Below are 22228 nucleotides of genomic sequence, written 5' to 3'. Positions count from 1 at the left end.
ATGGCGGGGTGACAGTAGAGACCATTCGCTCGGGGATCGACCTGAGCTACGTCGACGCCACCGCCCGCCCCCAGGACGACCTTTTCGGGCACGTGAACGGCCGCTGGCTGGCCGAATACGAGATCCCGGCCGACCGTGCGACCGACGGCGCCTTCCGCACCCTGTTCGATCGCGCCGAGGAGCAGGTTCGCGACCTGATCATCGAGGCATCCGAAAGCGGGGCGGCGGCGGGCACCGATGAGCAGCGCATCGGCGACCTGTACGCCAGCTTCCTCGACGAGGACGCCGTCGAGCGCCGCGGCCTGCAACCGCTGCATGACGAGCTGACCACCATCGACGGCGCCGCCGATCGCGCCGCGCTGGCCGCGGTGGTGGGGGCCCTGCAACGCACCGGGGTGGGCGGCGGCGTCGGCCTGTACGTCGACACCGACTCGAAGAACTCCAGCCGTTACCTGGTGCACTTCAGCCAGTCCGGGATCGGGCTGCCCGACGAGTCCTACTTCCGCGACGAGCAGCACGCCGATGTCCTGGCGGCCTACCCCGGCCACATCGCCCGGATGTTCGCGTTGGTGTACGGCGGTGAGACCGACGACCACGCCGACACCGCCGCCCGCATCGTGGCGTTGGAAAGCAAGCTCGCCGCCGCCCACTGGGACGTGGTCAAGCGCCGCGACGCCGACCTGACGTACAACTTGCGCACGTTCGCCGACCTGCAGAGTGAGGGCAGCGGGTTCGACTGGGGCGGCTGGGTGACCGGCCTGGGCACGACGCCGGAGGCGGTCGCGGAAGTGGTTGTGCGCCAACCCGATTACCTCACCACCTTCGCCCAGCTGTGGAAGAGTCAGGATCTCGAGGACTGGAAGAGCTGGGCGCGGTGGCGGCTGATCCGGGCCCGCGCACCCTGGCTGACCGACGCGATGGTCGCCGCGGACTTCGACTTCTACGGCCGCAGGCTTACCGGCACCGAGCAGATCCGCGACCGCTGGAAGCGGGCGGTGGCCCTGGTCGAGACGCTGATGGGCGACGCGGTCGGAAAGTTGTACGTGCAGAAGCACTTTCCGCCGGGGGCCAAGTCCCGCATCGACGAGCTGGTGGACAACCTGCGCGAGGCGTACCGGATCAGCATCAGCGACCTGGACTGGATGACGCCGCAAACACGGGAGCGGGCGCTGACCAAACTGGCCAAGTTCACCGCCAAGGTCGGCTACCCGGTGAAGTGGCGGGACTACTCCGCGCTGGTGATCGACCGCGATGATCTGTACGGCAACTACCAGCGCGGCTATGTCGTCAACCACGACCGCGAGCTGGCCAAGCTCGGCGGGCCCGTCGACCGGGACGAATGGTTCATGACGCCGCAGACCGTCAACGCCTACTACAACCCCGGGATGAACGAAATCGTCTTCCCCGCAGCAATTCTGCAGCCGCCATTCTTCGACGCCGAGGGCGACGATGCCGCCAACTACGGCGGTATCGGCGCGGTGATCGGGCACGAGATCGGGCACGGATTCGACGACCAGGGCGCCAAGTACGACGGCGACGGCAACCTGGTGGACTGGTGGACCGATGACGACCGCACCGAGTTCAGCGCCCGCACCAAGGCGCTGATCGAGCAGTACGAGGACTACACGCCACGCGGACTGGATGGCAACCACCACGTGAACGGTGCCTTCACCGTCGGGGAAAACATCGGCGACCTCGGTGGCCTGTCAATCGCGCTGCTGGCCTACCAGTTGTCGCTGGGCGGCGAGCCCGCGCCGGTGATCGACGGTCTGACCGGTGTGCAGCGGGTGTTCTTCGGCTGGGCCCAGGTGTGGCGGACGAAATCCCGTGCGGCCGAAGCTATTCGGCGGCTGGCGGTGGACCCGCACTCACCGCCGGAGTTCAGATGCAACGGCGTGATCCGCAACCTCGACGCGTTCTACGAGGCGTTCGAGGTCGCCGAAAACGACGAGCTGTTCCTGGAATCCCAACGCCGCGTGCGCATCTGGAACTAGTCATGCCGAGCAGGGTTCGATCCGGGCCGGCACGTGCTTGTGCCACGGCGTTCCCGCGTAGGAGTCGCGCCAACTCGTCGAGGTGAGCGAGTTGGGCGCCACCCCCGGCACCACCGTCCGCCCGTCCTCGTCCACGTAGTCCAGCCCGAAACCGTTGGGCAACGAGGCATGTCCGGGCAGCATCACCTCGGTGATCTCCACGGTCGCCTCGGCGCTGCCGGCCGCCGTGGTGATCCGGGCGCGGCCGCCGTCGGCAAGCCCGAGCAACTGGGCGTCCTGCACGCTGACCCGCAGTGCCCCGTCGGCGTCGCGTTTACGCCAGGACGGGTCACGGAAGATGTCGTTGGCGGTGTAGGCGCGCCGCTCCCCCACCGACAGCACGATCGGCAGTTCTGCGGTGGTCAGCTGGGCTGGTGTGGCGGCGAGCGCCTCGAGGTCGGCCAGGATCTCCGGGATTTCCAGCGCGATCTTGTGGTCGGAGTGGCTGATCAGCGCGAAGTCGTCCTCGTAGTTGTGCACCGTGAACGTCACGCCCGACGGTCCCGCGAGAATCGCGTCGAACAATGCGTTGCCGTCGGCGTGGCCGGCCCGCCGCACCGCGTCGGGGTAGGTCATCGCCGTCTTCTGCGCGAGCCCCCACACCGCCGCCGCGCCCGCCATTCCCTCGGGCAGCGTGGGCCCGAGGGTTTCGTAGAGGACGTAGGGCAGCAGCTTCGACATGATGGGATTGCCGGCCACCGTCGGAAGAAACGCCTCGGTGAACGCCTGGCGGCCCTCCTGCGCGGCCTCGCGCAGCGGCCGTAGCTCGGCGTCGTCGATGACGCCCAGGGCACGCACCAGCCTGGCCCAGATCTCCGGCTCCGGCAGCGTACCGGGCAGCGGTTCGAGCAGCGGCCGGCGCAGCTGAAACCCGTTGGCCGGGAACTCGAAATTGAAGAAGGTGGCTTCCGGTTTCTCGAACTGGGAAGCCGCGGGCAACACGTAGTGGGCCAGCCTGGCGGTCTCGGTCATCGCGACGTCGACCACCACCATCAGTTCCAGCGATTCAAAGGCCTTGCGGCACGCCGTCGAATCGGCCAGCGAGTGCGCGGGATTGCCGCTTTCGACGATCATGGCGCGGAACCGGTCCGGGTGATCGGTCAGAATCTCCTCGGGCACGGCATTGGCCGGTATCAACCCGGCGATGATCGGCGCGCCGGTGACGGGCGTCTTGCCGGAAACCGTGCTGAACAACGGCGCGAACGATGAATGCAGATGCTGCGCACCCTTTTTCGCGAAGTTGCCGGTCAGGATCCACAGCAGCTTGTTGAGGTAGGAGCACAGGGTGCTGTTCGGGCCCTGCTGGACGCCCAGGTCCTCGAACACCGCCACACTGTCCGCATCGGCGATGCGCCGGGCTGCCGTTCGTAGCAGCTCCTCGTCCACGCCGCAGCGCCCCGCATAGTCTGCGACGGGAACCGCGCGCAGCTGCGCGCGAACGGGTTCCACTCCGTGCACGTGTTCGGTGAGAAAGGTTTCGTCGCAGAGGTTTTCCTGAACCAGCACGGCGGCCAGCGCCGCCAGGCACCACGCGTCCGTCCCCGGCCGCACTCGCAGGTGGAAGTCGGCCATCTTGGCGGTATCGGTGACGACGGGGTCGATCACGATCATCGACCGTGCGGGATCTTTGGCGATCTCGTTGAGCACCACCCGGGCCCGCGGGAAACTCTGCGACATCCAGGGGTTCTTGCCGACGAACACCGATACCTCGGCATGCTCGAACTCGCCGCGGGTATGGCTGCCATACAGCTGCGCGTCAACCCAGGCCTCCCCGGTCTTCTCCTGCGCCAACGCATTCGACCGGTACTTGGCACCCAGCGCCTTCAGGAATGCCCCACTGTAGGCCCCGCCCAGGTGGTTGCCCTGCCCGCCGCCGCCGTAGTAGAAGATCTTGTCGCCGCCGTAGGTGTCCCGGATGTGCTTGAACCCCTCGGCGATCTCGACAATCGCGGTGTCCCAGTCGATCTCCTCGAAAGTACCGTCCGCGCGCCGACGCATCGGCGACGTCAGGCGGGCGCGGTTGTTCTGGTAGTGGTCCAGCCGCAGGGCCTTGTTGCAGGTGTAACCCTGCGACCATGGATGCTCTTTGTCGCCCCGGATCCGCGCCAGCTTGCGGTCTTCGACCTGGACGACGATGCCGCAGTTGCATTCGCACAGGATGCAGGCGGTGTGCTGCCACTCATTGGTCATCGGGCAGGCTCCTTTCAAATTCCTCGCGCAGCTGACGGTGCACGACGTCCAATGGCGCCAGGTCTTGCCGGGCCCGGGCCAGCAGCAGCGCGCCCTCGAGTGCGCAAAGGGTCAAGGTCGCCAACTCCGCCGCGCGGTCCGGTGCCACACCGTGGGCGATGAGACGCTGTCCGATCAGCTCCGACCAGCGGTCGAACACCGCCGCCGCGCGCTCGACCACCGGGGCCATCCGCTCGCGGTCCTGCGGCTCGCCGGCTTCCACCGCCACCGCGGCGATCGGGCATCCGGCCCGGAAGTCGGTGCTGAGCAACTGCTCGCGGTACCACTCGATCATCGCGTCCAGCAGATCCAAGCCGCCGCCGGCCTGGTCGATCAGCGCGGCAATGTACTCACCGGCGTAATCCACCGCCTCGCATAGCAGTTGGGTCCGCCCGCCGGGGAAGTGGTGGTAGGCCGATCCGCGCGGCGCGCCGCTGTGCGCCAGCACATCGGAGATGGCCGTCGCGTGCGCACCGCGCTCCCTGATCAGAAGCGCAGCGGATACCACCATCCGCTCACGTGGACTACGCATCAGACTCCCCGGGGCAACGCAACAAAATATGTATGACGCTCTACATAATGACACGCCACACCCACGAGCGCCACACCCATCCACACATGACATTGGCTGTTCACTTGTTCCGCTTAACGCGACGACACGCCGCTCAGCATCCATAGCCACATCAGAATCGTCATTAACTTAGTGACGTGACCGGCTCGACGATGTCACGTCGCACCCTGCTCACCGCGACGGTTGCCGCCGGGACCGCGGCCGCGCTGACCCGTTCCATGCCGGTCACCAACGCGGCGCCGGGCAAGTCGGTGGCGGTGTTCGGGGCGGGCGTGGCCGGGTTGACCGCGGCGCACGAGCTCGCCGAGCGCGGCTACACCGTCACGGTGTATGAACGTAAGGCCCTCGGCGGCAAGGCGCGCTCGATTCCGGTGCCGAACTCCGGGACGACCCCGCTGCCGGCCGAACACGGCTTCCGGTTCTTCCCCGGCTTCTACCGCAACGTCACCGACACCATGCGCCGAATCCCGTTCCCGGGCAACCGCAATGGCGTCTGGAACAATCTGACCCGCGCGACGTCCTATCTGCATTCGGGACTGGGCCGCGCGGACCTGACCATCCCGCTGCCGTTTCCACTGCCCACCATCCCGAACCCGATCACACCGAAGTCCTTCATCGAATCGGTGACCACCGTGCTGCAGACGCTCTTCCGGCTGCCACTGTGGGAGGCGGCGTATGCGGCCCAGAAGCTCGCCGTCTACGTAACCAGTTGCGACGAACGCAAACTCGGTCAGTGGGACCACATGACGTGGGAGGACTACATCGGCGCGAACAAGCGGTCGGTGGAGTACAACCGGTACCTCGCCGACGGGATCATCCGTAATCTCGCCGCATCGAAGTCCAGGGACGCCAGCGCGCATTCGATCGGGCTGGTGGGCGAGGCGTCGGTGTGGTCGATCCTGTTGTTCGGCAACGACACCGACTGCAAGGGCTTCGACCGAGTGCTCAACGGCCCGACCAGTTCCCAGTGGCTGGATCCGTGGGTGGACCACCTCACCTCGATGGGTGTGACATTCAGAGTGGGACAGGCCCTTTCGCGCCTGACACCGAATGGCCGGCACATCGCCTCGGCGACCGTCGTCGATGCCAATGGCATCCAGCAGCCGGTCGTCGCGGACTGGTACGTCTCGGCGATCCCCTGCGAGAAGCTCGCCGCGGTCCTCACCGACGACGTCATCGCCGCCGACCCGGGCCTGGCCAACGTAGCCGCGCTACGCACCGAGTGGATGAACGGGCTGATGTTCTATCTGCGGGAGCGCGTGGACGTCACCAAGGGCCACGTCAACTATGTCGACTCCGGCTGGGGCATCACGTCGATCAGTGAGGAACAGTTCTGGAAACGCAGCCTCACCACCTATGGCGACGGCACCGTCAAAGATTGTCTCTCGGCGATCCTTTCGGACTGGAGCACGCCGGGAAACTTCAACGGCAAGAGCGCGCGGCGGTGCACGCCCGCCGAAATCGCCGCCGAGGCGTGGGCCCAGATCAAGGCCCACCTCAACGACACCGGTCGCGTGCTCGACGACGGGATGCTGCATTCCTGGTTCCTGGATCCGGCGATCATCGATTCGGGGACACCCAACGTGCGCAACGACGAGCCGCTGTTCATCCAGGATCCGGGCTCGTGGGGGCGGCGCCCCACCTCGGGCACCGGCATCGACAACCTGTTCCTGGCCGGCGAGTGGGTTCAGACCGACCAGAACGTAACGACCATGGAGGGCGCCAACGAAGGCGGACGCCAGGCCGCCAACGCGGTGCTGCACGCGTCGAACTACTCGGGTCAGACGGTCAAGATCGTCACGCTGTTCCAGGCGCCGTGGTGGAAGCCGTTCAAAGCGGCCGACAAGGCCCGCTACCGGGCCGGTAAGCCCAACGTGCTGGACCTGCTCGACACGCGCCGCCCCGGAAGTTGACCCGGATCAGCTCATCCAGTCGTTGGACCCATCGTTGCGGGTGTAGGTGCCCACCGAGTTCTTCACGATGATCGGGTCGCCGGGACCGAAGTTGGTGAAGAACCATTTGGCGTTGGCCGGGCTGAGGTTGATGCAACCGTGGCTGACGTCGCGGCGGCCCTGATCGTCGACCGACCACGGCGCGCTGTGCACGAAGTTGCCGCTGTTGTCGAATCGCACGGCGTCGGCGACCGTGATCTTGTAGCCGTTGGCCGAGTTGACCGGCACCCCGTACGTCGAGGAGTCCATCACCACCGACGCCATCTTCTCCTGCACGTAGTAGGTGCCGTTGGCGGTCTGGTGGCCGCCGGACGCCATGCCCATCGACATCGGGAAGGTCTGCACCACGGTGCCGTTGCGCGCGACGATCAATTGGTGGGTGGCGTCGTCGGCGGTGGCGATCAGCTGATCGCCGGTGCGAAAGCTGGACACCGTGCCGCCCGCGTCGACCGTCACGTCGGTGTGGGCCGGCCAGAAGCTCAGCGGACGCCACCGCAACTGGGTGGGCGTCTGCCAGTAGAACTTTCCGTCGACCGGCGGTGTCGAGGTCACCCGGATTGCGGCTTCGGCGGCGCCCGCATCGTCCACCCGGGCCGGGAAGTCGATGATGATCGGCTGGGCCACGCCCACCGTCGCGCCGTTGGCGGGAGCGATCCGCGGCGGCCCGAACGGCGCCGTGCCGACGAACGGCGGCGGGGCGAACGGCGGCGGGGCGTCCGCGGCGGGCACCGCCGGTGGCGCGATCACCCCGGGATCATCCGGAGCGGGTTCGGGGTCGGCCAGCGCGGTCCCCCCGCTCAGCATCAGCAGGCAACCGACCACGGAGCCGATCAAGGCGGCCCGCAGTGCCCCCGGTGTCCCGAAACGGCGTCCCCTCATGAAGCATCCCTCCGGTCGTGTTTTACAGCTGCCAGTCTGATGCACCGTCGGGCTTGTTGTAGACCCCGACGGAGTTCTTCACGACCACGGGGTCACCGCTGCCGAAGTTGTCGAAGAACCACTTGGCGTTAGATGGACTCAGGTTGATGCAGCCGTGGCTGACGTCGCGGCGGCCCTGATCACCCACCGACCACGGCGCGCTGTGCACGAAGTTGCCGCTGTTGTCGATCCGGACGGCGTCCGACACCGTCACCTTGTAGCCGTTGGCCGAGTTCACCGGCACCCCGTAGGTCGAGGAATCCATCACCACCGACGCCATCTTCTCCAGCACGTAATACGTGCCGTTCGGGGTCTGGTGGCCGCCGGAAGCCATTCCCATCGACATCGGGAAGGTCTGCACCACGGTCCCGTTGCGGGTGATGGTCATCTGGTGGGTGGCGTCGTCGGCGGTGGCCACCAACGCGTCACCGGTCCGGAAGCTTGATTTCGTGCCGGCCGCGTCGATGTTGACCGCGGTGTTGGCCGGCCAGAAGCTGAGCGGCCGCCACCGCAGCTGGCTCGGGGTCATCCAGTAGAACTTGCCCGGCACCGCCGGGATCGACGAGATGTGAATGGCCCGCTCGGCCATCGCCTGGTCGGCGATGGGCACCTGGAAGTTGATGATGATCGGTTTGGCCACCCCGACCATCGCGCCATTCACGGGGTTGAACGATGGCGGCCGGAACGGCGGGTCACCGACGAACGGCGTCGGGTCCTGCCCTGCCACCGGCCCGGAAGCGACCGGCACCGCTGCCGGGTCAGCGCCCGGGACAGGGGCAGGGACACCGCCCGGGACGGGGGACGGGTCACCCGGAAGTGGCGGCAGCGCGAGCGGGTCGGGCAGCGGCGGCAGCGCCAACGGGCCCGGCGGGAGCGGCTCGGCGGGGCCGACCACTGGGCCAGGATCGGCCGGCGCGTCCTCGGGGTCCGCCAGGGCCGGTCCGGCGCCCAACATCAGCACGGCGACCACGCCGCAAGCATTGGCAGCGGCGACGACTCTAGCCGTTCGCCGCCCCTTCGCGCGGCCTGTGATCCAGCGCGCCATATCGATTCCCTCCGGTCAAATTCTCGCCCCAGTGTGGCACAACGGAACTCCCCGTTAGCCATTCGGCGGACGCCAACACATCGTTACGGACCGCCGTTCACGGCCCTGACCAGCGGCGTTAGTCGCCCTGAGAATCTGGTACGGGCGGGGCCTCGACGATCGGCCTGATCGCCGTCATCGCCACCAGCGCGACACCCATCAGACCCGCCGACGCGGTGAGCATCATCGCCACACTGCGCTCGTACAGCAAACCCCCGGCCAGGGACCCGGCCATGATGCCGACCTGGAACGCCGTCACATACAACCCGGAAGCCCCGTCCGGGTCGTCGGCACCCGCGCGCATCGCCGCGGACTGCAGCATCGGCGACACCGCGGTGGCCATCGCACCCCACAGCACGATCGCGCCCGTCCCGACCACCAGCGCCGTCAGCGCCGAGCGGTGCCAGCCGTAGGCCAGCGCACTGAGCAGAACGAAGGCCGCAGTCAGGCCGGCTATGCAGAAGATGATCGCGCCCTTGGGCCGCCGGTCCAGCGGCCGCGCCACCAGGGCCACCGCCAGCACCCCGGCGACGCCGTACGCCGCCAGCAGCCACGCCACATTGGGTCCGCGCACACCGACGATCTGGCGGATGATCACCACGATGTAGGTGTAGGAGACGAAGTGACCGGTGACGCCGACCATGGTGATCAGGCTGACCAGAATCAGCCCCCGGTTGCGGTGATGGGTGGAGCGTCGGCCGACGAATTGCAGCTGGTCGTCGGTCAGGACCAGTTCCGGCAGGACCAGCCGCGCCGCCACGGTGACCAGCACGGCCGCGACGGTCACACAGACAACCGCCAGCCGCCAGCCCCACATCAGGCTCAGCGCCGCGGTCAGCGGGCTGCCGATCACCAGCGCCAGGCTGGTGCCGATGTAGATCGACATGGTCGCCCGGCCGGCGTGGCTCGGGGGCACCAGCCGGGTGGCGATCGGCGCGATCACCGACCACAGCAGGCCGTGCGTCACCGCGCACAGCACCCGTCCGGCGGCCAGCACCGTGAAGTTGGGCGCCACTGCCGAAATGAGCTGCGACAGGGTCAGGCAGACCAGGCTGAGCAGCAGCGTCCGGCGCCGCGGCCAATGCGCGGTCCAGCGCACCAGCGGCACCGTCGTCACCGCAGCGACCAGGGCGTACCAGGACAACAGCGTGCCCACCCACACCACGCTGACGTTGAGATTGCGGGCGATCGCCGACAAAGCGCCGACCGGCAGCAATTCGGCGGTGACGTAGATGAAGGCCGCCGAGGCCAGCACCACCAGCTGCACCGCGATCCGTGGCGTCCACGTTCGCGCGGTGGTTCCGGGTTCGGCAGTCATGGCAGTCATAGTGTGAGACGCAGGTGCGCGTTGTCCTCACGGTACGCACCCAGCGGGGCTTTACCCCGCTTTACCCCGCCAACACGCCAGATCAGGAACGAACGAGGCGCGCAATCGCCGCCGACGCCTCGGCGATCTTGTCGTCGGCCTCGTCACCGCCTTCGGCCACCGCCCGGGTGACGCAGTGGTTGAGGTGCTCATCGAGCAGATTCAGCGCCACCGACCGCAGCGCGCTGTTGACGGCGCTGATCTGAGTGAGCACGTCAATGCAGTACTTGTCCTCGTCGATCATGCGCGCGATACCGCGCACCTGACCCTCGATGCGACGCAGCCGTTTGGCGTAGTTGTCCTTCTGCTGCGTGTATCCGTGTGGTGTGGTCATCTGCTCTCCAAACGAATACCGGGCGGACGGGTGGGTTGCCGCACCATTCTATACCCCGCTAGGGTATCAGGCCGCGCGGTTAATTGATTTTGGCGGGATCGCGCCGCACCGCATACTTGCACCATGACCCCTCCCGTCGAGCAAGCTGACATCAAACCCCGCAGTCGCGACGTTACCGACGGTCTGGAGAAGGCCGCCGCGCGTGGGATGTTGCGGGCGGTAGGCATGGGCGACGAGGACTTCGCCAAGGCGCAGATCGGCGTCGCGTCGTCCTGGAACGAGATCACGCCGTGCAACCTTTCCCTGGACCGGCTGGCCAAGGCCGTCAAGGAAGGCGTTTTCGCCGCCGGCGGCTACCCGCTGGAGTTCGGCACCATCTCGGTGTCCGACGGCATCTCGATGGGTCACGAGGGCATGCACTTCTCGCTGGTGTCGCGTGAGGTGATCGCGGACAGCGTCGAGACCGTGATGCAGGCCGAGCGCCTCGACGGTTCGGTGCTGCTGGCCGGCTGCGACAAGTCGCTGCCCGGGATGCTGATGGCCGCGGCCCGCCTGGATCTGGCCTCGGTGTTCCTCTACGCCGGATCGATCCTGCCCGGGGTGGCCAAGCTCTCCGACGGCAGCGAGCGCGAGGTCACCATCATCGACGCCTTCGAGGCGGTCGGCGCGTGCGCACGCGGGCTGATGAGCCGCGCCGACGTCGACGCCATCGAGCGGGCCATCTGCCCCGGCGAGGGCGCCTGCGGTGGCATGTACACCGCCAACACGATGGCCAGCGCCGCCGAGGCCTTGGGCATGTCGTTGCCGGGCAGCGCCGCCCCGCCGGCCACCGACCGACGCCGGGACGGGTTCGCCCGGCGCAGCGGCCAGGCCGTCGTCGAGCTGCTGCGCCACGGCATCACCGCCCGCGACATCCTGACCAAGGAGGCCTTCGAGAACGCCATCGCGGTGGTGATGGCGTTCGGCGGGTCGACCAACGCGGTGCTGCACCTGCTGGCCATCGCCCACGAAGCCGAAGTCGAGCTGACCCTGGACGACTTCAGCCGGATCGGCTCGAAGGTGCCGCACCTGGCCGACGTCAAGCCGTTCGGCCGGCACGTGATGTCGCACGTCGACCACATCGGCGGGGTGCCGGTGGTAATGAAAGCGCTGCTGGACGCCGGCCTGCTACACGGCGAATGCTTGACGGTGACCGGCAAGACCCTGGCCGAGAATCTTGCCGACATCGCGCCGCCGGACCCGGACGGCAAGGTGCTGCGCGCGCTGAACAACCCGATCCACCCGACCGGCGGCATCACCATCTTGCGCGGATCGCTGGCGCCGGAGGGTGCGGTGGTCAAGTCCGCCGGCTTCGATTCCGACGTGTTCGAAGGCACCGCAAGGGTTTTCGACGGTGAGCGGGCGGCGCTGGACGCGCTCGAGGACGGCACCATCACCCATGGTGACGCCGTGGTGATCCGCTACGAGGGCCCCAAGGGCGGCCCCGGCATGCGCGAGATGCTGGCCATCACCGGCGCCATCAAGGGCGCCGGGCTGGGCAAGGACGTGCTGCTGCTCACCGACGGCCGGTTCTCCGGTGGGACGACCGGCCTGTGCGTGGGCCACATCGCGCCGGAGGCCGTGGACGCCGGCCCCATTGCGTTCTTGCGCGACGGCGACCGCATCCGGCTCGACGTCGCCAACCACACCCTGGACGTGCTGGTGGATCCCGACGAATTCGCCGCGCGGCGAGAGGGATTCACTCCCCCGCCGGCCCGCTACAAGACCGGCGTGCTGGCCAAGTACGTCAAGCTGGTCGGGTCGGCGGCGACCGGCGCGGTCTGCGGCTGACCCACCGGCGCCATCGCGAACCCGTCCCAGCCCTTGCCACCGACGCTTCGCAGCACCGCGGTGACGGGCGCGGGTGTTCTGGTCGCGCGGACCGTCAACCCGAATTCGCATGGGTCGGCCTGTTTACCCTTACCCCCGAGGGGTATATACTGAGGTGCAAGAAACCCACGACGAATGAAGGTGATTCGAATGGCAACCAACGAAGCCGGCACCCTGTTGAGCTGTGGCCACGAGGGCTGTGGCTGTCGCGTCCGTGTCGAGGTCCCCTGCCACTGCTCCAACGCCACCGAACCGTACCGCTGCACCTGCGGCGCGGAACTCGTTCCCGTCCAGTAGGCCCGGTCGGCCGGTCGTGCGTACGGGTGCGCCCCTCAGCGTCCGAACGTACGGCCGGCCACCTCTACTTCTCCTGCCAAATCGACGGCCGCCGCCGAGGCCCCGACCGCCACGGCGAAGCGGCCCCGGCTGATCCGCCAACACTGCGCCTTGCCGTCGTAGCGAGCCAGTAGGCGCGGGTCGGCCTTGATGCTCACCCGCCGCGATTCGCCGGGCTGCAACTCGACCCGCTCGAACCCGAGCAGCCGCAGTCGTCGCCCGTCCGGCGCGCCGGTCAGATAGAGCTGCGGCACATCGCTGCCGCGGCGGTCACCGGTGTTGACGACGCTGAAGGTAGCCGTGACGGTGTCGCCGCCGGTCACTTCCAGGTCGTGATACTCGAAGCTGGTGTAGGACAACCCGTGTCCGAACGCGAACAACGGGGTCCGGCCGGTGGCGGCGAACCAGCGATGCCCGACCTCGGCGCCCTCCGAGTACTCGATGGTGGTCGGCGTCCCCAACTCCGGCCGCGGCGTCTGGTCCAGGTCGACGGGGAAGGTCAGCGGCAACCGACCGGACGGATTGACCTGTCCGGCAATGATTTCCGCAATTGCCCGGCCGCCCTGCTGCCCGGGGTACCAGGCCTGAATGATCGCGTTGACCGAATCCCGCCACGGCATCGCCACCGGGTTGCCGGTCTCGAGCACCACCACCGTGTTCGGGTTCACCGCGGCGACCGCGGCGATAAGAGCGTCCTGGCCCCAGGGCAACGACAAATCGACACTGTCGAAACCCTCCCCTTCGGCCCGGACCGCGAACACGATCACCACGTCGGCCGCCCGCGCGACCGGCACCGCCTCCGCCGGGCTGATGCCGGGGTCGAAGTCGATCTGGGCCTGGCCGAACAACTTTCGCAGTTCGTCGAGCGGGCTTGACGGCAACAGATACAGATTGCGGAAGCCAGCCTCCAAGCCCGCCCCACCGATCGGGATCACGTCGGCGTACCCGCCCGCGGGCAGCACGGTGCTGGAACCGAAACCGGCCGGCACCCCGCGTTGCGCATAGCCACCGATGACGGCGATGCGCCCGGCCGACATCAGGGGCAGCACGCCGCGGTTCTGCAGCAACACGATGCCCTGCCGCGCGATCTCCAACGCGATGTCGTTGTGCGCCTGCACATCCGGTTCGGCAGCGGCGCCCCACCGGTCGAGTCCGACAGCGTAGATCGATCGCAGGATCCGCCGGACCATGTCCGATAACCGCTGCCTTGGCAACCGGCCATCGGCCAGCGCCGCGCGCAGCGGCCCACCGAACGCCTCGGCCTGCCACAGAATGGCGTCGATCTGAGCGCCGCACTCCTGATCCAATCCGTGAAGCGCGCACTCCCAGCCCGGTGTCCCACCCCAGTCCGACATCACCCAGCCCGGAAATCCCCAAGCGCCCTTGAGTATCTGATTGAGCAGGACATCGTTCGCGGCGGCGTACTCACCGTTGACCTTGTTGTAGGCCGCCATCACCGCGCCGGGCTCACCGCGCTCGATGGCGATCTCGAAGGCCAACAGGTCGGATTCGCGATGCGCGTCGGGATCGATCACCGCGTCCAGCCAGTGCCGGTTCGTCTCATTGCAGTTCAGCGAAAAGTGCTTGACCGTGGAGATGACCCCGTGCCGCTGGATCCCGATGACCTGCTCGGCCGCCAGCAGCCCGGTCAGCCAGGGGTCCTCGGAGAAGTACTCGAAGTTGCGGCCATTGCGCGGGTCGCGGGCCAGGTTCATGGCACCGGCCAGCTGTACGTTGAGGCCGCGGCTGCGCGCCTCCGCCCCGAGCACCGCCCCGGCGGCCCGGGCCAGCGCCGGGTTGAAGGTGGCCGCCAACGCCAGTCCCGCCGGCAGCGCGGTGGCGGAGTCGCCGGGCCGGAACCCGGGATTGGTCACGCCCAGACCGGCGTCGCTCATCCGCAGTGCGGGCACCCCCAGCCGGGGAACCCCGGGCACGTACGCGGCGCTCATCTGGACGTCCGGCGGTATCCGCTCGTCGCGCAGCGGCCAGAAGTCCCCGGCGCCCATCACGCCGACCAGCAAAGAGAGGCGCTCGTCGTCGGTCAGCTCGGCTTCGACCTCCCGAGCCCGTGCATCAGGATCGGCCCGTTCGTTCACCGCACCCCTTCCTTGGCGTAGACGACGCGCAGCACATGGCCCACCTCGGGGCCCATCACCAGCTCGGTCAGCGTGCACATGGTCGTCACGAAGGCCGGTCCGTGTGGCGGGGATTCCTGGCACAGGTGATGGGCCACCTCATGCAGGATCACCAGCTCGCGCATCGCCCAGCCGGCGCTCACCCGGTCGGGGACGGCGATAACGCCTACGCCGCCGCGGTTTTCGTAATGGGCGGCGGTCGCGGCCCGCCGGGCCCGCACCCGCGGCGCCGAGGCGCCGGGCCACTGATCGCGCACCGCCGGCAGATCCAGTACCTCGTCGACGTAACGCTGCGCCGAGGCCACCGAGGCGAACCGGCCCTCGGGCGGCAACGTCAGCTGGGTGCCGAAGAACTCCACGCTGGGTGAGCCGCGCTCGGCGGCACGGTCGAACATGAGCCGCACGAATTCCTCGGCCGCGTAAACCTTGGCGCGCTGCGAGTCGCGCCCGGATGGGTCGGCCCGCGTCACCGGCCCAGCGCGGTTCGTGCCCCGGGCAGCTCGGGACTATCGCCCAGCCGGGCCCGGCGGCCGGCCCGGTCGCCCGCGCGTCGCGCCGCCGACGAATATCCGGCCGAGGCCCGATGCGCCTGCCAGGTACCGCGGGCCTTCGATGCGCTGCGGTAGTAATCCCGCAGCTCAAGTTCCTTGTCCCGCAGGGCGATCGCGGTGCCCGGCGCGCGACTGCGATCCTTGGTCACCTCCTGGCGGGCCTGCTCGCGAGCCTCGGCCAGCCGCTGGCCGACGCGAGCCCCGAAGGCCAGCTGGAAATTGAGCCGCGCGGTGATGGTCGGGGTGGGCCGGTGCGCACCGGTTGCCAGGTAGGTATCGGAGGCCCGGACCATCTGCACCACCAGGCTGGCGTACAGGGCATGCGTCGCGTCGATGTCCTCGGCGAACCCATACGCATAGAGGAATGTCGAGTTGGACGCGATGTCGCAGCGCACGTCGTTGGCGGCCGCGATCAGCACGAACAGCTGCACGTAGGTACGCAGGCCACGAGTGCCCGCCTCACCGATGGTGATGGTGCGCTGAGTCGGGGCCTGCGCTGCCGAACGGTTCGCCGAATGGGACCGCGCCACCGCCAGGTCAATGGACGATGCGGTGGCCAACCGCTGGGCGGCACTGAGGAAGGCGTCCGCCTCGTGGGGATTGTCGGTGCCTTCGGCCTGACGCAGCAACGCCGCGATACGGGACAACATCTTGTCGTCGGTCATCTCGCCAAACTAACGCAGCCGCCGGACATCTCGAGTTCGCTATTCACAGGCGCAGATTGATCCACGACACCACGTCGTCGAGCACCTGGTTCTGCTCGGGCTCGTTGAACACCTCGTGGTAGAGCCCGGGGTATTCCTTCAGTGCGACATCGGCCGAACCCACGCACTGCACCAGGCGGCGGCTGCCCTCGATGGGGATCAGCGTGTCCCCGGTGCCGTGCACCACCAGCATGGGGGCCGTCAGCGCCGGGGCCCGCTGCGGCATCGTCTCGCCCACCTGCAGCAACGCGCGGCCGGTCCCGGCGGGCACCTTGCCGTGGTAGACGAGCGGGTCGTTGTTGTAGGCGCTCACCACGTCGGGGTCTCGCGAGATCGCGTTGAAATCCAGGGCCTGCACCGGCAGGCCGGGCGCCAGCACGCCGAGCACCTTGGCGGCCAGCGCCACCACCCCCGGCACCATCTCCTGGGCGGCGATCGCCGGGGCGGAGAGCACCATCAGGTCGTAGTTGTCCGGCCGTTCCACTCCGTAGGCGAACACGATCGCACCACCCATGCTGTGTCCGAGCACGATGCGCTTGGCGCCCGGGTTCTCCCGGGTCGCGATGCCGACCAGGGTGTCGAAGTCGGCGGTGAACTCCGCGACGTCCTTCACCAGCACCCGCTTGCCGCCCGAGCGGCCGTGGCCGCGGTGATCGAGGGCGTAGGTGATCAGGCCGGCCGCGCCGAGCCGCTGCGCGACGTGGTCGTAGCGGCGGGCGTGTTCGCCGAAGCCGTGCGCAAGGATCACCACTGCACGCGCCGGAACACCCGGGGTCCAAACGTCGTAGACGATGCGCACGCCGCCGACGCCGTCGAAGGTCCGTTCAGAACGGGTGGTAGTCATCACGGGCAGCTTACGGGTTTGCCGAACGCTCCTCTCGCTGTGTTTGTCAGAGATGCTGCGTAACCTCAGACGGGTGAGTGTCCTCGCTGAGAATCCAATTGGCGAAAGCCCGGGCGGGCCGGGTGGGGATTTCTCCGCCCATGCCGAGCCCTACCGCCGTGAACTGCTCGCGCACTGCTACCGGATGACCGGCTCCCTGCATGACGCCGAGGATTTGGTGCAGGAGACGCTGCTGCGGGCCTGGAAATCCTTCGACCGGTTCGAGGGGAAGTCCTCGGTGCGCACCTGGCTGCACCGGATCGCCACCAACACCTGCCTTACCGCACTGGAGGGCCGGCAGCGGCGGCCCTTGCCGACGGGGCTGGGCGCGCCCAGCTCGGACCCCACGGACGAGTTGGTGGAGCGCGCCGAAGTGCCCTGGCTGGAACCACTTCCGCAAGCGGCAGAGGACCCGTCCGACATCGTCGGCTCCCGGGAATCGGTGCGGCTGGCATTCGTCGCCGCGCTGCAGCATCTGTCGCCGCGGCAGCGCGCGGTGCTGTTGATGCGCGACGTCCTGCAGTGGAAGGCGGCTGAGGTCGCCGAAGCGATCGGCACCTCGACTGTCGCCGTCAACAGTCTGCTGCAGAGGGCCCGCACCCAGATGGACGCCGTCGCGCCCAGCGCCGACGATCGGTTGGTGGCGCCGGATTCGGCCGAGGCGCAAGACTTGCTGGCCCGTTACATCGCCGCATTCGAGTCCTATGACATCGACAAGCTGGTCGACCTGTTCACCGCCGAGGCGATCTGGGAGATGCCGCCCTACACCGGCTGGTACCAGGGCGCGCGCGACATCATCGCGCTCATCCACCAGCAGTGCCCGGCCGAGCTGCCCGGCGACATGCGAATGATCCCGTTCGAAGCCAACGGGCAGCCCGGCGCCGCCATGTACATGCGCGCCGGCGACCACCACGTGCCGTTCCAGCTGCACGTGCTCGACATCCGGCCGGACGGAGTGTCGCACGTGGTGGCCTTCCTCGACGGATCCCTGTTCGCCAAGTTCGGCTTGCCGGAGTCGCTGTGAAGCCGGATGTGACACCGGTGGCCGGGACGCCGACGCTGTTGCTGGGCGGCTTCGACATCGGCGAGGCGGGTTACGTCGCGCAGGAGTTCTTCGTGTCCGGGACGGCCTCGTCCTTCGGCCCGGATTCCGAACCGGGTCAAGACGGGCGGTGGAACGTATCGGCTAGGGACACAGCCGAATACACCACCCGGATCGTGGTTCTCACCCCGGCCGATCCGCTGCGGTTCACCGGGACGGCGCTGGTGGAATGGCTCAACGTCAGCGGCGGCATCGATGCTCCCGCTGTGTGGATGATGGCCCACCGAGAGGTGCTGCGCGCGGGTTATGCCTACGTCACCGTCTCGGCGCAGAAGGTGGGCGTGGACGGCGGGCAGAACCTGCTTGGTTTCGATCTGTCCCTCAAGAGCCAGAACCCGACGCGTTACGCCGCCCTGAGCCATCCCGGTGACGCGTTCGCCTACGACATCTTCTCCCAGATCGGCGGCCTGGTCCGCGACAGTGGGGCCAACGGCGTGCTGGGCGGGCTGAGGGCCGAACACGTGATTGCGCTGGGCGAATCCCAGTCGGCGATGTTCCTCACCACTTACATCAACGCGGTCGACCCGCTGGCCAAGGCGTACGACGGTTTCCTGGTGCATTCTCGACTGGGGCCGGTCGGGCCGTTGGACAGCAGCTCTATCTTCGACGAACTGCAAAACGACAGCGCGGCACCCGCGGTGAAGTTCCGGCCGGATCTGCGGGTACCGCTGATGGCGATCATCACCGAAACCGACCTGTACGGCGCCGGACGGCAGGGCTATTACGGGGCACGTCAACCCGACCACGATCTGCTGCGGGTGTGGGAGATCGCCGGCGCCGCGCACGCCGACAACTACACAATCCAGGTCGCGGCCATCGATTCGGGCTCCGCGCCCCTCGAAGCGCTGGTGGCCGCATGGGCGCCGACCGACAACCTGATGGGCCAGCAACTCGGGCACTTCATCAATTTCGGCCCGCAACACCACTACGTGCTCCAGGCATCGTTGTCCGCGCTCGACACCTGGGTGCGCACCGGCACCCCGCCGCCGAGCGGCCCGCCACTCACCGTGCGCGATGGCCATCCCAACGGCCATCCCGAGCCGGTGCTCGATGCCCACGGCATCGCCGAGGGCGGCGTGCGCACCCCGTGGGTGGATGTCCCGATTGCCCGCACCACCGGGGTCACCACCGACGAGAACATCATGGCGGCCATCTTCGGCTCCGGTGAACCCTTCGACGACGCGACATTGCAACGCCTCTACCCAGGCGGAGCGGAGGACTATGTCGCGGGCTTCACCGCGGCACTCGACCGGGCTATCCAGTCTGGCTTCATCCTGGCCGCAGACCGCGAGGAGATCCTGCAGCTCGCGGCGGCGGCCTACCCCAGCAGTTAAAACAGCCGGCTGTCCGGCGGGGGGCCGGACACCGCGCGCACCAGGCCCGCGCCGGTGACCAACGGCAGGTCGAGGGCGGACAGCAGCCCGGGCTTGGCCGCACACACCGCGGGAATCGCGTTGACCATCCGCGACGCGCCCGCGACGCGGGCACCGAGGTCGTGGTCGCGGTCCTCGGCCATCTCGAATTCACACCGCATGCTCGGGGATCCGTCGATTTCCACGCGATACAGGCCGCGTCCCGAGGCCGGCCCGAAGCCCAGGTCTTTGGGCTCGATGCTGATGCGCGGTTGCGGCCAGTCCGGTGCGATGTCGTCGCGCATCCGGGTCACATGGTCGACGACCAGAATCGGCGTTTCGCCGACGTAGCCGGTCAGGGTGGAGCGCATCGCCGCGATGGTGCCGGCCGCGATGTGGCCGGTCGGCGTGTCGAAGGCTGTCGGGCTGGCGATGCGTTCGACGTTCTCCTCGATGCGGTCGAGCCTGATGTCCAACCCGGCGGCCAGCTGATGCAGCACCGGGCCCCAGCCGAACGTGAAGATCCCGGGCGTGGCGGCGAACGGGGTGACCTCCGGCGGCTGGCCGAAGCCGAGAATGTCATACACCGCGGCCCGGTCCGGGTAGGTGGCGTAGTTGAAGATCTCCGTCACCCGTACGGACTCGATTACCCGCGAGACACCCGTAAGCACAAGTGGCAGAAGATCGTTGGCGAATCCCGAGTCGATGCCGGTAGTGAAAAACGAAGCGCCACCGGCCAGGGCCGCCTCCCGCAGCGGCTCGGTGAGCGCCTGACGCTCCGGCTCCGGTGCGTCCGGGAACACCAGCGGCACCACCGAGCACGACACCACGTTCTTTCCGGCCCGCAGGATCGAGGCCATGTCCGCAATGGCCTCCACCGGGCGCAGGTTGGCGGCGGCGGCATACACGACCACGTCGGCGTTACCGGCCAGCATTGCCGCGGGATCCTGGGTCGCCACCACTCCCACGGGTGGCACGCCGCAGAGCTCGCCGGCGTCCCGACCGGATTTGGCATCGCTGTGCACCACCAGGTCCACCAACTGCAGTTGCGGATGGTCGATGACACCACGCAGCGCGATCAGGCCCATCGAGCCCGGTCCCCACACCCCCACCTTCAGCATTTTTCTCCTATTATTAGGATTGCTATCGCTATATTTCGGACGCATGGTAGGGAGCCGACACCGGTGACGTCAACCGCGAAGTCGCCGCCGACGGCCAGGGTGATGGATGTGCTTGCCGCGCTGGCGGATTCGCCCGGTCCGCGGTCCTCGGCAGAGCTGGCCAAGCACTGCCGGATCAGCACCTCGACCTGCTCGTTGATCCTGACCGAGCTGGAGCGACGCGGCTGGGTGGCCCGACGCGACGACCGTCGCTACGCCCTGGGCAGCGGATTGTTCGGACTGGTACATGGGTTACGGCGGCAGTTCCCGCTGCTGGACCGGGGGCGTGATGCACTGAACTTCCTGCACGGCACGCTCGGCGCGGGCTGCTCGATGTCCAAGATCGGCGAACGGCACCTGGCCACCATCGACGCCGTGGGCCACGGCACCGATTCAGAACACGCCGTCGGTCAGCGCTTCCCGATCGACCCGCCGTTCGGGCTGGTCGCCATGGCATGGCGCGACGACGAGTCCGTGCAGGCATGGTTGCGTAGGGTGACGCCGCCGCCGACGCCCGCCGAGATCGCCGGGCATCGTCGCGTGCTGGCCGATATCCGGGCCCGCGGCTATGGCGCATGGCGGTTCGACGACACCCACCAATCGCTGCACGACCGGTTAGCTGCCGTGCTGGCCTCGCTGGGGCCCACTGAGCGGGTAACCCGCCAACTCACCGCGCTGATGACGATGATGACGCTGCGTTCGGTGACCGATGTGCTCGAAACCGAGTTGACCGCAACAGAATTCGTGGTAATGCCGATATTCGGCCGCGACGGCCAGCCGGAGTATCAGATCGAGATCCACCTAGGCGGTGCCGTCGGCATGACGCTGGCGGAGCTCGAGACCACGTTGCGGCATGCCCAGCGGCTGCTGACCGCGCCGACGTAACTGTCATTACTGTGAGTGTCATGACTGCCACCGTGGATATTCGGCGCGCCGCCGACCGGGCCGTCACCAGAACACGGTGGCTGGAGTCCAGACACTCGTTCTCGTTCGGCGACCACTACGACCCGGACAACACCCACCACGGGCTGCTGCTGGTGAACAACGACGATGTCGTGGCACCTGCCACCGGCTTCGACACCCACCCGCACCGTGATATGGAGATCGTCACCTGGGTATTGGAAGGCGAACTGGCACACCGGGATTCCGCCGGAAATCAGGGCGTGATCTATCCCGGACTGGCGCAACGCATGTCGGCCGGCAGCGGGATCCTGCACTCGGAGAAGAACGATTCCGGCACGCGGCCAGTGCATTTCGTGCAGATGTGGATCCAGCCCGACGAGTCCAACATCGCGCCGGGCTATCAGCAGCAGCAGATCGAGGACCACCTGCTGCGCGGCGGGCTGGTCACCATCGCCTCGGGCAGCCCCCGACACGACGCCGCCATCAAACTGCACCAGCGCGCCGCGGCGCTGCACGTCGCCCGACTGGACACCGGTGATGCCGTCGACCTGCCCGCGGCACCTTATCTGCATGTGTTCGTGGCGCGGGGCACGGTGTCATGCGAGGGTGCCGGGGAGCTCGGACCGGGCGACGCGCTCCGGCTCACCGACACCGACGGGCGACGCCTGATCGCATCGGAGCCCGCCGAGGTGCTGGTATGGGAGATGCACGCGAAGCTGGGCGGCTGACCGACATTAGAGTGGGCT

The 22228-nt window shown here is 68.0% G+C and carries 19 protein-coding genes; 8 read left to right on the top strand and 11 right to left on the bottom strand.

Going from position 1 to position 22228, the window contains the following annotated elements; genetic code table 11:
- Nucleotides 1-8: 8 nt before the first annotated feature.
- Nucleotides 9-1994 carry a M13 family metallopeptidase gene (locus A5645_RS06100; protein ID WP_065128900.1) on the top strand — a complete coding sequence of 662 codons (1986 nt, stop codon included), beginning with the start codon at nt 9-11 and terminating at the stop codon, nt 1992-1994.
- On the opposite strand, the gene A5645_RS06095 is transcribed toward A5645_RS06100, so the two are convergent.
- Both A5645_RS06095 and A5645_RS06090 read right to left on the bottom strand, forming a co-directional pair.
- Entirely contained in the window at nt 1995-4223 is a 2229-nt protein-coding gene (locus tag A5645_RS06095) for a molybdopterin-dependent oxidoreductase (RefSeq protein ID WP_065128899.1), read from the bottom strand.
- Nucleotides 4213-4794: a TetR/AcrR family transcriptional regulator gene (locus A5645_RS06090; RefSeq protein WP_065128898.1), complete on the bottom strand. Its 582-nt coding sequence runs from the start codon at nt 4792-4794 to the stop codon at nt 4213-4215. The genes A5645_RS06095 and A5645_RS06090 overlap by 11 nt, the downstream gene beginning before the upstream one ends.
- Nucleotides 4795-4970: 176 nt before the next feature.
- Here A5645_RS06090 and A5645_RS06085 point away from each other — a divergent pair, with 176 nt between their 5' ends.
- Entirely contained in the window at nt 4971-6746 is a 1776-nt protein-coding gene (locus A5645_RS06085; RefSeq protein WP_253866858.1) for a hydroxysqualene dehydroxylase, read from the top strand.
- Between the two features lie 6 nt (nt 6747-6752).
- Here the strand turns inward: A5645_RS06085 and A5645_RS06080 are convergent, their stop codons facing one another.
- From A5645_RS06080 to ricR, 4 genes are all read right to left on the bottom strand, one after another.
- A complete protein-coding gene (locus A5645_RS06080) occupies nt 6753-7664 on the bottom strand; it encodes a L,D-transpeptidase (protein ID WP_065128897.1) in 912 nt (303 codons plus the stop codon).
- A gap of 22 nt (nt 7665-7686) precedes the next feature.
- Nucleotides 7687-8748: a L,D-transpeptidase gene (locus A5645_RS06075; protein ID WP_065036243.1), complete on the bottom strand. Its 1062-nt coding sequence runs from the start codon at nt 8746-8748 to the stop codon at nt 7687-7689.
- A 118-nt stretch (nt 8749-8866) separates the two neighbouring features.
- Nucleotides 8867-10114 carry an MFS transporter gene (locus A5645_RS06070; protein ID WP_065036244.1) on the bottom strand — a complete coding sequence of 416 codons (1248 nt, stop codon included), beginning with the start codon at nt 10112-10114 and terminating at the stop codon, nt 8867-8869.
- Nucleotides 10115-10196: 82 nt separating this feature from the next.
- A complete protein-coding gene (gene ricR, locus A5645_RS06065; RefSeq protein WP_065036245.1) occupies nt 10197-10487 on the bottom strand; it encodes a copper-sensing transcriptional repressor RicR in 291 nt (96 codons plus the stop codon).
- A 123-nt stretch (nt 10488-10610) separates the two neighbouring features.
- Here ricR and ilvD point away from each other — a divergent pair, with 123 nt between their 5' ends.
- Both ilvD and mymT read left to right on the top strand, forming a co-directional pair.
- The gene (gene ilvD, locus A5645_RS06060) at nt 10611-12317 is read left to right on the top strand and encodes a dihydroxy-acid dehydratase (protein WP_065128896.1); all 1707 of its coding nucleotides are present in this window, start codon (nt 10611-10613) and stop codon (nt 12315-12317) included.
- Between the two features lie 180 nt (nt 12318-12497).
- Nucleotides 12498-12653 (top strand): copper-binding metallothionein MymT, encoded by a 156-nt coding sequence (gene mymT / locus A5645_RS28540; protein WP_269199549.1) that lies wholly within the window; start codon nt 12498-12500, stop codon nt 12651-12653.
- Nucleotides 12654-12688: 35 nt separating this feature from the next.
- Here mymT and A5645_RS06055 read toward each other — a convergent pair whose 3' ends face one another.
- From A5645_RS06055 to A5645_RS06040, 4 genes are read right to left on the bottom strand one after another with little or no spacing between them, the layout of a single operon-like run.
- Nucleotides 12689-14788: a glycoside hydrolase family 3 C-terminal domain-containing protein gene (locus A5645_RS06055; protein WP_253866857.1), complete on the bottom strand. Its 2100-nt coding sequence runs from the start codon at nt 14786-14788 to the stop codon at nt 12689-12691.
- The gene (locus A5645_RS06050) at nt 14785-15297 is read right to left on the bottom strand and encodes a TIGR04338 family metallohydrolase (RefSeq protein WP_065036247.1); all 513 of its coding nucleotides are present in this window, start codon (nt 15295-15297) and stop codon (nt 14785-14787) included. The genes A5645_RS06055 and A5645_RS06050 overlap by 4 nt, the downstream gene beginning before the upstream one ends.
- Nucleotides 15294-16043: a DUF2786 domain-containing protein gene (locus tag A5645_RS06045; RefSeq protein ID WP_065036248.1), complete on the bottom strand. Its 750-nt coding sequence runs from the start codon at nt 16041-16043 to the stop codon at nt 15294-15296. The genes A5645_RS06050 and A5645_RS06045 overlap by 4 nt, the downstream gene beginning before the upstream one ends.
- Before the next feature lie 43 nt (nt 16044-16086).
- Nucleotides 16087-16926, bottom strand: a complete 840-nt coding sequence (locus A5645_RS06040) for an alpha/beta hydrolase (protein WP_065036249.1) — start codon at nt 16924-16926, stop codon at nt 16087-16089.
- Here A5645_RS06040 and A5645_RS06035 point away from each other — a divergent pair.
- Together A5645_RS06035 and A5645_RS06030 are read left to right on the top strand one after the other, a co-directional pair.
- On the top strand, nt 16874-17989 hold the full coding sequence (locus A5645_RS06035) for a sigma-70 family RNA polymerase sigma factor (RefSeq protein ID WP_081288184.1): 1116 nt from the start codon (nt 16874-16876) through the stop codon (nt 17987-17989). The two genes, A5645_RS06040 and A5645_RS06035, sit on opposite strands and share 53 nt — an antisense overlap.
- Entirely contained in the window at nt 17986-19401 is a 1416-nt protein-coding gene (locus A5645_RS06030; protein WP_065128894.1) for an alpha/beta hydrolase domain-containing protein, read from the top strand. Before A5645_RS06035 ends, A5645_RS06030 begins: the two co-directional genes overlap by 4 nt.
- Here A5645_RS06030 and A5645_RS06025 read toward each other — a convergent pair.
- Nucleotides 19398-20540 (bottom strand): NAD(P)H-dependent amine dehydrogenase family protein, encoded by a 1143-nt coding sequence (locus tag A5645_RS06025; RefSeq protein WP_081288183.1) that lies wholly within the window; start codon nt 20538-20540, stop codon nt 19398-19400. The two genes, A5645_RS06030 and A5645_RS06025, sit on opposite strands and share 4 nt — an antisense overlap.
- Before the next feature lie 102 nt (nt 20541-20642).
- Here A5645_RS06025 and A5645_RS06020 point away from each other — a divergent pair, with 102 nt between their 5' ends.
- Nucleotides 20643-21464, top strand: coding sequence for a MarR family transcriptional regulator (locus A5645_RS06020; RefSeq protein ID WP_065128949.1), 822 nt, complete (start codon nt 20643-20645; stop codon nt 21462-21464).
- Between the two features lie 20 nt (nt 21465-21484).
- Nucleotides 21485-22210 carry a pirin family protein gene (locus A5645_RS06015; RefSeq protein ID WP_065128893.1) on the top strand — a complete coding sequence of 242 codons (726 nt, stop codon included), beginning with the start codon at nt 21485-21487 and terminating at the stop codon, nt 22208-22210.
- Nucleotides 22211-22228: the final 18 nt, after the last annotated feature.

Source organism: Mycobacterium asiaticum, from assembly GCF_001673635.1.
In the GTDB taxonomy this organism is placed as follows: domain Bacteria; phylum Actinomycetota; class Actinomycetes; order Mycobacteriales; family Mycobacteriaceae; genus Mycobacterium; species Mycobacterium asiaticum_C.
This window is presented reverse-complemented; position numbering and strand designations above follow the sequence as displayed.

What these genes read in the sequence shown, in the direction of transcription:
- A5645_RS06095 (WP_065128899.1), bottom strand. Translation starts at nt 4,223, where the DNA reads ATGACCAATGAGTGGCAGCACACCGCCTGCATCCTGTGCGAATGCAAC.
- A5645_RS06090 (WP_065128898.1), bottom strand. Translation starts at nt 4,794, where the DNA reads ATGCGTAGTCCACGTGAGCGGATGGTGGTATCCGCTGCGCTTCTGATC.
- A5645_RS06080 (WP_065128897.1), bottom strand. Translation starts at nt 7,664, where the DNA reads ATGAGGGGACGCCGTTTCGGGACACCGGGGGCACTGCGGGCCGCCTTG.
- A5645_RS06075 (WP_065036243.1), bottom strand. Translation starts at nt 8,748, where the DNA reads ATGGCGCGCTGGATCACAGGCCGCGCGAAGGGGCGGCGAACGGCTAGA.
- A5645_RS06070 (WP_065036244.1), bottom strand. Translation starts at nt 10,114, where the DNA reads ATGACTGCCATGACTGCCGAACCCGGAACCACCGCGCGAACGTGGACG.
- ricR (WP_065036245.1), bottom strand. Translation starts at nt 10,487, where the DNA reads ATGACCACACCACACGGATACACGCAGCAGAAGGACAACTACGCCAAA.
- ilvD (WP_065128896.1), top strand. Translation starts at nt 10,611, where the DNA reads ATGACCCCTCCCGTCGAGCAAGCTGACATCAAACCCCGCAGTCGCGAC.
- A5645_RS06045 (WP_065036248.1), bottom strand. Translation starts at nt 16,043, where the DNA reads ATGACCGACGACAAGATGTTGTCCCGTATCGCGGCGTTGCTGCGTCAG.
- A5645_RS06035 (WP_081288184.1), top strand. Translation starts at nt 16,874, where the DNA reads ATGCGCACGCCGCCGACGCCGTCGAAGGTCCGTTCAGAACGGGTGGTA.
- A5645_RS06040 (WP_065036249.1), bottom strand. Translation starts at nt 16,926, where the DNA reads ATGACTACCACCCGTTCTGAACGGACCTTCGACGGCGTCGGCGGCGTG.
- A5645_RS06025 (WP_081288183.1), bottom strand. Translation starts at nt 20,540, where the DNA reads ATGCTGAAGGTGGGGGTGTGGGGACCGGGCTCGATGGGCCTGATCGCG.
- A5645_RS06020 (WP_065128949.1), top strand. Translation starts at nt 20,643, where the DNA reads ATGGATGTGCTTGCCGCGCTGGCGGATTCGCCCGGTCCGCGGTCCTCG.
- A5645_RS06015 (WP_065128893.1), top strand. Translation starts at nt 21,485, where the DNA reads ATGACTGCCACCGTGGATATTCGGCGCGCCGCCGACCGGGCCGTCACC.